Annotated in this window: 10 protein-coding genes; 2 read left to right on the top strand and 8 right to left on the bottom strand. The window is 47.1% G+C overall.

Going from position 1 to position 11,563, the window contains the following annotated elements; translation table 11 throughout:
- Window positions 1–7 precede the first annotated feature (7 nt).
- A complete protein-coding gene (dnaB, locus tag WJ238_RS10460) occupies window positions 8–1,348 on the top strand; it encodes a replicative DNA helicase (protein WP_230107579.1) in 1,341 nt (446 codons plus the stop codon).
- Here dnaB and WJ238_RS10455 read toward each other — a convergent pair.
- The 5 genes from WJ238_RS10455 to pflB all read right to left on the bottom strand — a co-directional run bounded on the left by WJ238_RS10455 (window position 1,331) and on the right by pflB (window position 5,318).
- On the bottom strand, window positions 1,331–1,687 hold the full coding sequence (locus tag WJ238_RS10455; RefSeq protein ID WP_230105047.1) for a hypothetical protein: 357 nt from the start codon (window positions 1,685–1,687) through the stop codon (window positions 1,331–1,333). The two genes, dnaB and WJ238_RS10455, sit on opposite strands and share 18 nt — an antisense overlap.
- A gap of 190 nt (window positions 1,688–1,877) precedes the next feature.
- Window positions 1,878–2,048 (bottom strand): 4Fe-4S ferredoxin, encoded by a 171-nt coding sequence (gene fdxA, locus WJ238_RS10450; protein ID WP_022319077.1) that lies wholly within the window; start codon window positions 2,046–2,048, stop codon window positions 1,878–1,880.
- A 127-nt stretch (window positions 2,049–2,175) separates the two neighbouring features.
- Window positions 2,176–2,919: a pyruvate formate-lyase-activating protein gene (gene pflA, locus WJ238_RS10445; protein ID WP_230105048.1), complete on the bottom strand. Its 744-nt coding sequence runs from the start codon at window positions 2,917–2,919 to the stop codon at window positions 2,176–2,178.
- A 3-nt stretch (window positions 2,920–2,922) separates the two neighbouring features.
- Entirely contained in the window at window positions 2,923–3,165 is a 243-nt protein-coding gene (grcA3, locus tag WJ238_RS10440) for an autonomous glycyl radical cofactor GrcA3 (RefSeq protein WP_230105049.1), read from the bottom strand.
- Between the two features lie 35 nt (window positions 3,166–3,200).
- Window positions 3,201–5,318 carry a formate C-acetyltransferase gene (gene pflB / locus WJ238_RS10435; protein WP_230105050.1) on the bottom strand — a complete coding sequence of 706 codons (2,118 nt, stop codon included), beginning with the start codon at window positions 5,316–5,318 and terminating at the stop codon, window positions 3,201–3,203.
- A 252-nt stretch (window positions 5,319–5,570) separates the two neighbouring features.
- Between pflB and WJ238_RS10430 the strand changes: the two genes are divergently transcribed.
- Window positions 5,571–6,770 (top strand): substrate-binding domain-containing protein, encoded by a 1,200-nt coding sequence (locus WJ238_RS10430; protein WP_316267604.1) that lies wholly within the window; start codon window positions 5,571–5,573, stop codon window positions 6,768–6,770.
- On the opposite strand, the gene WJ238_RS10425 is transcribed toward WJ238_RS10430, so the two are convergent.
- From WJ238_RS10425 to WJ238_RS10415, 3 genes are read right to left on the bottom strand one after another with little or no spacing between them, the layout of a single operon-like run.
- A complete protein-coding gene (locus WJ238_RS10425; protein ID WP_337606905.1) occupies window positions 6,767–8,227 on the bottom strand; it encodes an ATP-binding protein in 1,461 nt (486 codons plus the stop codon). The genes WJ238_RS10430 and WJ238_RS10425 overlap by 4 nt on opposite strands.
- A gap of 47 nt (window positions 8,228–8,274) precedes the next feature.
- Entirely contained in the window at window positions 8,275–8,976 is a 702-nt protein-coding gene (locus WJ238_RS10420; RefSeq protein WP_230105053.1) for a response regulator, read from the bottom strand.
- Between the two features lie 15 nt (window positions 8,977–8,991).
- Window positions 8,992–11,370 (bottom strand): endonuclease MutS2, encoded by a 2,379-nt coding sequence (locus tag WJ238_RS10415; RefSeq protein ID WP_337606904.1) that lies wholly within the window; start codon window positions 11,368–11,370, stop codon window positions 8,992–8,994.
- Window positions 11,371–11,563: the final 193 nt, after the last annotated feature.

Genomic DNA, 11,563 nt, shown 5'->3' with positions numbered 1-11,563 from the left:
GCCGGAGATGGAGGAAGCTCTCATTAAACGTGTACCGCCTCACAGCATAGAGGCGGAACAGTCTGTCGTAGGCGCCATGCTGATGGACAAGGATGCGATCATGACCGCTTCTGAAATCATCAGCGGCAAAGATTTTTATCAAACTTCATACGGCGTTATATTTGATTCTATGACAGAGCTTTTCAATGAAGGGAAGCCGGTGGACCTGATCACTCTTCAGGAGAGGCTGAAGGAAAAGGATGTACCGGATGAAATTTCCAGTCTGGAATTTGTCCGCGATCTGGTTGCCGCAGTTCCCACTTCAGCGAACGTTAAATATTATGCGGATATTGTGTTTGAAAAATCTATGCTCCGCAGGCTTATAAAGACAAATGAAGAGATTGCAAATTCCTGTTATGCAGGAAGCGATTCAATGGAAGCGATCCTGGAGACAGCGGAAAAGAGCATTTTCGAGCTGGCCCAGAAAAGAAGCACAGGAGATTATGTGCCCATCAAGCAGGTTGTCTTAAATGCCCTGGACCGGATTGAGAAGGCGGCAAAGACGAAGGGGACTGTCACCGGTATTCCTACCGGATTCCTGGATCTGGATTACAAGCTGTCAGGACTGCAGCCGTCGGACCTGATCCTTGTAGCGGCAAGGCCTTCTATGGGAAAGACAGCCTTTGTTTTGAATATTGCACAGCATGCGGCTTTTAAAAGCAATAAGACCGTAGCCATTTTCAGTTTGGAGATGTCCAAGGAGCAGCTGGTAAACCGATTGTTTTCCCTGGAGTCACAGGTGGATTCTCAGGCCCTTCGTACCGGAAACTTAAAGGACGATGACTGGGAAAAATTGATAGAAAGTGCGGGGATTATCGGAAAGTCCAACCTTATTATTGATGATACGCCGGGAATTTCCATTTCCGAATTAAGAAGCAAATGCAGGAAGTATAAGCTGGAGCAGGATCTTCACCTGATCATCATTGACTACCTGCAGCTGATGACCGGAAGAGTAGGCGGGCGTGCGGAGTCGCGTCAGCAGGAAATTTCTGATATTTCCAGATCCCTGAAGGGCGTGGCAAGGGAGTTGAATGTTCCCGTAATCGCATTATCACAGCTCAGCCGTGCGGTAGAGCAAAGGCCCGATCACAGACCGATGCTTTCCGACCTTAGAGAGTCGGGAGCCATTGAGCAGGACGCCGATGTGGTAATGTTTATTTACCGTGACGATTATTATAATAAAGATACAGAGACGCCTAATCAGGCGGAGATTATTATCGCAAAACAAAGAAACGGCCCCATAGGGACCGTTCATCTGGCATGGCTGCCGGATTACACGAAGTTTGCCAATTTATCCTGGCAGGAGTAGGCGTTTCAGCCGTTCTGCCGGTCCTGCTTTGGCAGCTTCTTTCCGAAAGGACTGCTGCTGGCGGATCAATTGATCCAGCCGTTTGAACTGTTCTTCTTCCTGCCGCTCTTTGGCATCCAGGAGGAAGGACAGTTCTTTTGTGATCATAGCTGTCAGCACTTCGTTATTATTTTCCAGCATACGCTTCATGCGGAGCTGTTCTCTGGTGCGTTTCATATCGGGAATGAGAGCTTTCAGCTCGTCAAATGGAACGCCCTGTTCATATAGCTCTTTAATACAATTGTATAGTTTGGTATCTTCTTTTGTTGCACTGCTTAATGTGTTAAGTGCGTTTCCCATATTCATACCCCCTTTGCAATTCCAAGTATAGCATGTACACAGTGAAGATATTGTCAAAAGGAGGATGTGCCCGGGGAATCTTAGTTACATATTCCGCCGGAAAATACAAAAAGAGGCGAAAAAAAGACAGTCTGTCGAACCAGCCTGTCTTTTTTGCTTTCTTTTTTGTTTTTATGTTTCCAGAGATGAATTAGCCCTGGGAAATTGCTCCTGTTGGACACTGAGCTGCACAAGCTCCGCAGTCAACACAAGCGTCTGCATCGATTTCATAGTGGTCAGCGCCCTGAGAAATAGCTCCTACTGGACATTCTGCTTCGCAAGCTCCACAGCTTACACATTCATCACTAATTACATGTGCCATTGGTATATCCTCCTTTATCATTATAGAACATAAGTCTACTTGGTTTATACATATCATAATACAAAAAAAACAAATATACAAGAGAAAAAGATGTTCTAAATTTAGGACAAGAAATTGAATGTCATTTTCAACTTTTAGCCTTTTTGTAGGCGGATAAAATAATGTGTTTTGCCATAGCCGCTTCTTCCCTGGTGGCTTCCCTGGTATTTTCCAATGGGTAGGAAAGATGTAGGGTTTTATATTTTATTTTTCCCATGGAATGATAGGGAAGCACATCCAGGGCTTTCACGTTATTTAAAGTCCCCATAAATGCTCCGAGCTGTTCCAGATATTCCCGGAACAGTGTAATGCCGGGGACGACAACGTGACGGATCCATACAGGGACACCCCGTTCATCCAGATATTTGGCAAAAGCCAGAATCTGGCGGTTGGAATGTCCGGTCAGAATCTGATGCTGTCTGTCATCTATATGCTTGATATCCAGAAGGATGAGATCAGTCATGGATAAAAGTTCATCCAGCCGTTTCATAAAGGCATCATTGTGAGGATTAAACATGATTCCCGAAGAATCGATGCAGGTGTGGATGCCGTGTTTCTTTAGATCACGGAAAACCTCGATCAGAAAATCCATCTGCATCATGGGCTCCCCTCCGGTGACAGTCACTCCTCCATTTCTGTAGAAAGGAAGATTGGAATAAAAGCCTTCCAGAACTTCCTGGACAGTCATTTCCGTTCCTTTTCCATACTCCCATGTATCCGGATTATGACAGTACTGACACCGCATGGGACAGCCCTGAAGGAAGATCACATAACGGATCCCGGGACCGTCCACAGTGCCGCAGCTTTCTATCGAATGCACAAAACCTTTCATAGCTTAAAGATTTTCGTGGAATGTCCTGGCAATAACGTCATCCTGCTGCTCTTTCGTCAGTTTGATGAAGTTTACGGCATATCCCGATACACGGACAGTGAGCTGCGGATATTTTTCGGGGTGCTTCTGGGCATCCAGAAGAGTTTCCTTTGTGAATACATTTACATTCAGATGGTGTCCGCCCTGTTCAACATAGCCGTCTAACATGGATACAAGATTATCTACCTGCTGTTTATTTACTGTCATAATGATTCTCCTTTCTATTTACAATACCAGTTAAATTACTCGCGGTCAATGCTCTCTTCGATATTTGGAATATTGCACGCCATATTTCCGCACTCTGCCTCCAGCCTGTCAAGATCCAGGTCCCCGGCAAAGATCATGTCGTCCTTTCCGAGCGCTCCCGGAATGATGGAGAAGGTATTTGAGATACCATCCTGTGCATGGCGGAATGGGATCTTTGCAACAGAGGCAAGAGAAGCCAAAGCCCCGTGAGTGTCTCTTTGATGCATCGGGTTTGCACCCGGCGCAAGAGGCTCGCCCTGTTTTCTGCCATCCGGTGTATTTCCGGTCTTTTTACCGTAAACAACATTGGATGTGATGGTGAGGATAGACATAGTAGGAATGGAATGACGGTAGGTGTGATGCTTGCGGATCTTATCCATGAAGTTTCGGACAAGCTCTACTGCGATTTCATCTACGCGGTCGTCATTGTTTCCGTATTTCGGGAAATCACCTTCTACTTCGTAATCAACCACCAGACCATCCTCATCACGTACAGCCTTTACTTTGGCATATTTGATGGCGGACAGGGAATCGGCCACAACAGAAAGGCCGGCGATACCGGTTGCAAAGTAACGTTTCACTTCTCTGTCGTGAAGGGCCATCTGAAGCCTTTCATAGCAGTATTTGTCATGCATATAGTGAATGACGTTCAGTGTGTTGACATACAGGCCTGCCAGCCATTCCATCATATCGTCAAACTTCTGCATGACATCATCGTAATCCAGATATTCTGTTTCCACCGGGCGGTATCTCGGACCCACCTGTACTTTCAGCCGTTCGTCCATACCGCCGTTGATAGCGTACAGGAGGCATTTTGCCAGGTTGGCTCTGGCTCCGAAGAACTGCATTTCCTTTCCGACACGCATAGAAGATACACAGCATGCGATCGCATAGTCATCTCCATGGGTAGCACGCATCAGATCATCATTTTCATATTGAATGGAAGAAGATTTGATAGACATCTTCGCACAGTATTCTTTAAAAGCCCGTGGCAGCCTCGTAGACCATAATACGGTCAGGTTCGGTTCCGGAGCGGTTCCTAGGTTGTCCAGTGTATGGAGATACCGGAAGGAAGTACGCGTCACGAGCGGCCGTCCGTCGATGCCCACTCCTCCGATGGATTCAGTCACCCAGGTCGGGTCTCCGGAGAAAAGGGAATTGTATTCCGGAGTACGGGCAAATTTTACCAGGCGAAGCTTCATAATAAAGTGATCGATATACTCCTGCGCCTGTTCTTCCGTGATAAGTCCGCGGTCAAGATCTCTTTGAATATAGATGTCGAGGAAGGTAGAGGTGCGGCCCAGACTCATGGCAGCGCCGTTCTGCTCTTTGACGGCTGCCAGGTAGCCGAAGTAGAGCCACTGAATTGCCTCTTTGGCATTTTTGGCCGGCTTACTGATATCGAATCCGTAAATCTCTCCCAATTCTTTCAATTCGCCGAGGGCCCGGATCTGTTCTGCCAGTTCTTCTCTTAAACGGATGTTATCTCCGGTCATACGGACAAGGGAGGTGGCAAGCTGCTGCTTTTTGTCCTCGATCAGCCAGTCAGTTCCGTACAGAGCTACGCGGCGGTAATCGCCGATGATGCGTCCCCGTCCGTAAGCGTCCGGAAGACCTGTGATGATCGCTGACTTTCTGGCAAGGCGCATCTCCGGCGTGTAGACGTCAAATACCCCCTGATTGTGAGTTTTCCTGTATTTGGTAAAGATATCCACCACTTCAGGATCTACTTCGTATCCATTCTCGTGGCATGCATTCTGTGCCATACGGATTCCTCCGAAAGGCTGCAGGGAACGCTTGAAAGGTTTGTCTGTCTGGAAGCCTACGATCTGTTCCAGGTCTTTGTTGAGATAGCCCGGTCCGTGTGAAGTAATGCTGGAGATGATCTTCGTATCCATATCAAGGACGCCTCCTGCCTCACGCTCCTTTTTAGACAGATCCATAACCTGCTCCCAAAGTTTTCTGGTGGCCTCTGTGGGGCCTGCAAGAAAAGCTTCATCTCCCTCATAGGGAGTATAATTATTCTGAATGAAGTCGCGCACATTGACGGATGTACGGTTCCATCTACCGGGGCGGAAGCCGTCCCAGCTTTCAGAGATCCAATGTTTTTCCATAAAAGGTTCCTCCTTAAATGAGCTGTTTGATCAATTACCAACCGGTCAAACCTGATACAGACCGGTTGAGATTATTATATGAGAACGAATATCATTTAGTCAATAAGAATATTGTACTAAATTGAATACAGTATACAAAAATAATAGAAAGTTCTCAGTAAAATTTAAGAAAAATTTTTTACATTTTCCCGCTGTTTTGGTGTATAGTGTTTGTAGTTACGTAAAAAAATATGATGCAGGGAGAGGAAAGTAATGTGTAAAAAGTGGAAATTATCAGCAATCGTATTAAGCACAGCTTTACTTTTTTGCAGCTGCGCTGTTCAGTCCAATGACGGAGAAGAGCGGGAAACAACCGTTAATAAAACAGAAGAAAAAGTGGACAAAGAAAAGATCAGACTGGATGCCCTGAATCCGACAGCCTATGGAAATGTAGAAGGGCTGAATCTGGAGCCGGGAACATATTTTTCCCTGCTCGGCAAGGCTGCCTCGGGAGATTATTGGGATAATGTACAAGAAGGGGCACAGCAGGCCGTGGATGATATAAATGAAGCGCTTGGATATAAAGGGGACGATAAGGTACGTATGGTATACAGCGGCCCCGGTGAGAATGGAAACGTAGATGAACAGGTGAACATCCTGGATGAAGAGCTGGCAAGATATCCTGCCGCAGTAGCGATTTCGATCATTGATTCACAGTCATGTGATGTCCAGTTTGACCTGGCAGCAGAGAATGGGATTCCTGTTGTAACCTTTGATTCAGGCAGCAACTATCAGAATATCATGGCAAGAATCAGCACAAACAATACAGCGGCAGCAGAGGAGGCGGCCGTACATATGGCAGAAGCGCTGGAGAACAAAGGAGAAGTCATGGTCTTTGTCCATGATTCCAGATCTATTACCGCAAAAGAGAGAGAAGAAGCTTTTGTCAATAAGATAAAGAATGATTATCCGGAGATGGAAGTGAAAAACATTTATTATCTGGAAGATCTGGATAGTTTGAAGCAGACGATGGCAGATGAGATAAATGGAGGAACTTATGCAAAGGCAGGAGAAGAGGCCAGAGTGAATGAGGATCCGGAAACGCAGGTTCAGGCAGCTGATATCACAGATGACGAACTGATGGATTATATTTTTGCAAAGAATCCGGATGTAAAAGGGATATATGGTACAAGCGGAAATGCAGTCATGACAGCGGCAGAGCAGTCCGCCCGTCTGGAAAAAGATGTGAAGATTGTAGGCTTTGACGCTACCGAAGAAGAGGTTCAGGCTTTGCAGGACGGCAGTATATACGGACTTGTAGCTCAGAATCCTTACGGAATGGGATATGCAGCCATTGTGGCAAGCGCCCGTTCTATTCTGGATATGGGAAATGAAGCGGAAATCGATTCCGGATACGTCTGGGTAGACGCAGATAACATGGAGGAAGGCGAAATAGCAGCTATGCTGTACTAATTTGCTTTCTTGGGAAGAGAGAAGATAAACTCAGTTCCCACACCTTCAGTACTGATGACATTAATATTTTCACCATGGGCCTGGAGAGCTTCCTTAACAATGGCGAGCCCCAGGCCTGTGCCTTTTTTGTCCTTTCCGCGGGAGTTGTCGGTTTTATAGAAGCGCTCCCAGATTTTATTCAGGGCATCTCTTGGAATCCCTATCCCGTAATCTTTTACAGAAATGTGGATCCGGTCGCCGCGATCGGTTGTCTCTACAATGACGGTGGACTCCGGCTCGCTGAATTTAATGGCATTGTCGATCAGATTATAGAGAACCTGCTGGATCTTACGTTTATCTGCATAGACATTCACATGTTTTGTGGCGAGAACAAGCTCGATAGAAATTTTTTTGTGGGTGCATGTTCCCTCGAAAGAGGCGGCCGTATTTTTAATGACTTCGTGAATATCAAAATTTTCCCTGTTTAAAAGAAGGTTATTTGTGTCAAATTCATTCAATGTGAGGAGATCCTGTGTCAGATCCGTCAGACGTTCTGTTTCAAAGAGAATGATCTTCAGGTACTTTTCCTGCATTTCGGGCGGAATCGTTCCATCTGCCATGGCTTCCACATAACCTTTAATGGATGTAAGCGGAGATCGGAAATCATGGGATACATTAGCGACAAACTTTTTCTGATAATCTTCCATATCTTTGAGTTGTGATGACATATAGTTTAAAGAGGCGGACAGGTATCCCATTTCATCTTCCGTGGTGACAGGAATCTCGTAGTCCAGATTTCCCGAGGCATACTGAGTCGCCGCCTCTGTGATCTTGCGCAAGGGACGGTATACGAGAACCTGAAAGGCCAGCAGTACAATAAAAGAGAGAAGGTAAATGATGATGACAGTAATGTATACAAACTGCATCAGCATGTCTCTCGACTGGGTGATATCTGATACGAATTTGTGGATCAGAAGATATCCGTCTGTGGAAAAACCGCGGATCACCGGGACCATGACGGTAAGAACGGGTTCTGAAAAGTAGCCATGATAATTTCCCTCCTGATAAGTAGAACTTCCGTTTTCGGCCGGGTTGAAATTTTCAATCGCAGAGGGGGCGGATGGATAGATATCCGGATGGGCAGAAAACAAAAGAGTACCTTCCCGGTCTACCAGCCAGACAGAAGCGTCTGTGTAAGAACTCATTCCCTCCAGCTGCATACGAACTTCAGAAGAAGATAAGAATTCGTTGAAATAATCCGGAAGATAATCATTGGCAAAGACAGTAGCTTCGGAATACAGTCTGCTGGCAGCAGATTCCTTGAGACTTGTGTAAGTCAGACTGGAAGTCAATGTGGCAGCAGTGAAAAGGGCCAGAAAGCCAAACACAATATAAATAACAATAAATTTCAGATATAGTGTGCTGTTAAGCGGAAGGGTAGCCTTCCGCTGATTTTGTTTAGAACGGTGAAAGATCATGACTGTTCTCCATAGAAGATTTATTTCATAAAAGATTTACTTAGCCGTTACTTTACTTCAAATTTATAGCCGATTCCCCATACTGTGCTAAGACTCCAGGATGGATGATCCTTGATCTTTTCACGGAGCCGTTTGATATGGACATCTACTGTTCTTGTGTCGCCGATGTATTCATAGCCCCAGATCTGATCCAGAAGCTGTTCTCTTGTAAATACCTGATTGGGCGAGGAGGCAAGGAAATAGAGAAGCTCCAGCTCTTTGGGAGGCATATCCACATTTTTGCCGTCTACAAGAACAGAATAGTTTGTAAGATTGATCGCGATACCGGGGTATTCCACGTATTTCCCGCGATCTTTTTCCGGTTCCTCTGTCTTGACAGGATGATACCGCCGAAGGACAGCCTTCACACGAGCCACCAGTTCTTTGGAGTCGAATGGTTTCAGAATATAGTCATCGGCACCCAGTTCCAGCCCCAGCACCTTGTCAAAAACCTCACCTTTTGCGGAAAGCATGATGATAGGCGTCTGAGAACGGCTGCGGATTTCCCGGCACACCTGATAGCCGTCAATACCGGGCAGCATCAGATCAAGGAGAATCAGATTAGGCTGATAAAGATCAAAGGTTTTTAATGCTTCTTCTCCGTCGTGGACCATCATTGTGTCAAAACATTCCTTTGTCAGATACAGCGAAATCAGTTCAGCAATATTTTCGTCATCGTCTACAATTAAGATTTTCTGTTTCGTTACCATAGTTCTCCCCCCTGGTTACTTAAATTCTACAATAGTTACGCCGGCATCTCCCTCGCCGAAAGCGGCAAGGTGATAATTTTTCACATGTTTTTGACGGCGAAGATAATTATGGATTCCATTGCGGAGCGCTCCGGTTCCTTTGCCGTGAACGATCCGCACCTGGTTAATATGCGCAAGGTAAGCGTCATCCAGATATTTATCCAGTTTGGCAATCGCCTCATCCACTGTATTTCCCAGAAGATTGATCTCCGGGCTGACAGAAAGGGATTTGCCCATCTTCATTTTGCCCTGGGATGTATTACGTCTGTTCTTGGCAGCAGTATATACCGGCTTTTCCTCAATGATCTCCAGATCGGAAATATTAACCTGTGAGCGGAGTATTCCCATTTGCACTGTTACATTTCCGCGGGAATCGGGAAGAGAGGTAACAGTACCGTTTAAGTTCATGCTGAGGACACGGACAGATTCCCCTAATTTGAAATCGCCTGGTTTGTGAACCTTGGCAGGCTTCCTTGTCTGCAGGGAATTTCCGGACTCTGATGCGGCGATCTTGCGGCGGAGGCGTTCCCTTTCTTTCTCCATCTCGGAGGCGGAAATGTTTTCCTTGCCGAAACGCCGGAAATTTTTCATTGTTTCATCGGCCACATCCTTGGCTTCCTGCAGGATAGTGCGGGCCTTTTCGTTGGCTTCATTGATGATGCGTTCCCGCTGCGCATCCAGTTTTTCCTGTTTTTGTTTCGCTTCGGATTTCAGTTTTTCCAGCTCCCGCTTGTAAGCGGCAATCTCCTCCTGCTCCCGGGCAATGGTGCGCCGGCTCTGTTCCAGATTGCTTAAAATGTCCTCAAAGGATTCATCCTGGGAGGAAAGCTGACGGCGGGCGTCCTCAATAATGTAGTCGGGAAGCCCCAGTTTGCTGGAAATGGCAAAGGCGTTGCTCTTGCCGGGAATACCGATCAAAAGACGATAAGTGGGACGGAGAGTTTCCACATCAAATTCACAGGAGGCATTTTCCACGCCCTTCTCCGAAAGGGCAAATACCTTCAGCTCACTGTAATGGGTGGTTGCCATGGTGCGGATTCCCTGCCGATGAAGATGACTTAGGATGGCAATGGCAAGAGCTGCACCTTCTGTAGGGTCTGTTCCGGCGCCCAGCTCGTCGAAGAGGACGAGAGAAGACGGGGTGACCTTTTTCAGGAAGGAGACAATATTTGTCATATGAGACGAGAAGGTACTTAAGCTCTGCTCAATACTCTGCTCATCTCCGATATCTGCATAGACATTTTCAAAAACACCCAGTTCAGAGCGGTCCAGGGCGGGAATATGAAGTCCGGCCTGTCCCATGAGGGTGAAAAGTCCCACTGTCTTCAGGGAGACAGTTTTTCCCCCGGTGTTGGGACCGGTAATGATCAGAAGATCAAAGGTATCCCCCAGCGTCACGGTGATGGGAACTACCTTTTTCCGGTCAAGGAGAGGATGGCGGCCCTCACGTATATGGATGCGCCGGTCCTGATTGAAGACCGGACGGCTTGCGTTCATGGACAGTGCAAGACTCCCCTTTGCGAAAATAAAATCAAGGGTAGTCATGATCTGGTAATCGGCGCGTATGGCATCGATGTGCTCGGCGGCAGCGGCGCTAAGAGAGGCCAGGATCACCTGGATTTCCTCCTGTTCCTTGCCGTACAGCTCCTTTAGGTCGTTATTCAGCTTTACAACAGACATTGGTTCGATGAAAAGAGTGGATCCGGTGGCCGACTGGTCGTGGATCATACCGGGAACCTGGCTTCTGTATTCTGCTTTGACAGGGATGCAGTAACGGTCTCCCCGCATGGTGATCAATGCGTCCTGAAGATAACTGCGCATGGAACCATTTACAAGGGAGGTGAGGGTGGAATGGATCCGGTCATTTGCAAGGCCGATCTGCCGGCGTATCTGCTTCAGGGCAGGGCTTGCATCGTCGCTGATCTCCTCCTCGCTGATGATGCACCGTTCAATCTCGGACGACAGAACGGTAAGGGGTTCGATCTGTTCAAAATACGGATCCAGACAATCTGCAAGATCGTCCGTTGTCTCGTGGCGTCCGTAGGATTTCGCGCGGTTTGCAGCCGAGAGAAGCTTGCAGATGCGCAGCAGTTCTCCGGCTCCTAAAGTTCCGCCGATTTCCAGGCGTTTCAGAGAGTCGGATACAGGATAACAGCCGCTAAGAGAAAGTTTTCCCTTGCGGACAATCCTTGAAAAAGCGGCTTCTGTTTCCGCCTGTGCTGTTTCGATGGCAGTTAAGTCGGCAGACGGTTTTAAAGCCCGGCAGGCGCGTTCGCCTCCGGGACAGGTGGCCTGCTGTGCCAGAAGTTCGATGATTTTGTTGTATTCAAGTTTATTCAGTGTTTTTTGATTCATATATTCACCTGGTTGTTGGATTGTTGTTTGTGTAGTGTGCCCGGTGGCTTTGTGAAAGACAAGTCTCCGCAAAGAGCCATGCGAGCTCGAGACAGAAGTCTCTCGCTCACGGGCATTCGCCCTAAGAAAGACAAGCCCCCGCAAAGAGCCATGCGAGCTCGAGACAGAAGTCTCTCGCTCACGGGCATTCGCC

It is taken from the genome of Claveliimonas sp. (genome assembly GCF_037273965.1).
GTDB lineage: Bacteria > Bacillota > Clostridia > Lachnospirales > Lachnospiraceae > Claveliimonas > Claveliimonas bilis.
This window is presented reverse-complemented; position numbering and strand designations above follow the sequence as displayed.

Coding starts and splice junctions, on each gene's coding strand:
- WJ238_RS10430 (WP_316267604.1), top strand. CDS start 5,571: ATGTGTAAAAAGTGGAAATTATCAGCAATCGTATTAAGCACAGCTTTA.
- WJ238_RS10415 (WP_337606904.1), bottom strand. CDS start 11,370: ATGAATCAAAAAACACTGAATAAACTTGAATACAACAAAATCATCGAA.
- pflB (WP_230105050.1), bottom strand. CDS start 5,318: ATGGAAAAACATTGGATCTCTGAAAGCTGGGACGGCTTCCGCCCCGGT.
- fdxA (WP_022319077.1), bottom strand. CDS start 2,048: ATGGCACATGTAATTAGTGATGAATGTGTAAGCTGTGGAGCTTGCGAA.
- WJ238_RS10455 (WP_230105047.1), bottom strand. CDS start 1,687: ATGGGAAACGCACTTAACACATTAAGCAGTGCAACAAAAGAAGATACC.
- grcA3 (WP_230105049.1), bottom strand. CDS start 3,165: ATGACAGTAAATAAACAGCAGGTAGATAATCTTGTATCCATGTTAGAC.
- dnaB (WP_230107579.1), top strand. CDS start 8: ATGGAGGAAGCTCTCATTAAACGTGTACCGCCTCACAGCATAGAGGCG.
- WJ238_RS10425 (WP_337606905.1), bottom strand. CDS start 8,227: ATGATCTTTCACCGTTCTAAACAAAATCAGCGGAAGGCTACCCTTCCG.
- pflA (WP_230105048.1), bottom strand. CDS start 2,919: ATGAAAGGTTTTGTGCATTCGATAGAAAGCTGCGGCACTGTGGACGGT.
- WJ238_RS10420 (WP_230105053.1), bottom strand. CDS start 8,976: ATGGTAACGAAACAGAAAATCTTAATTGTAGACGATGACGAAAATATT.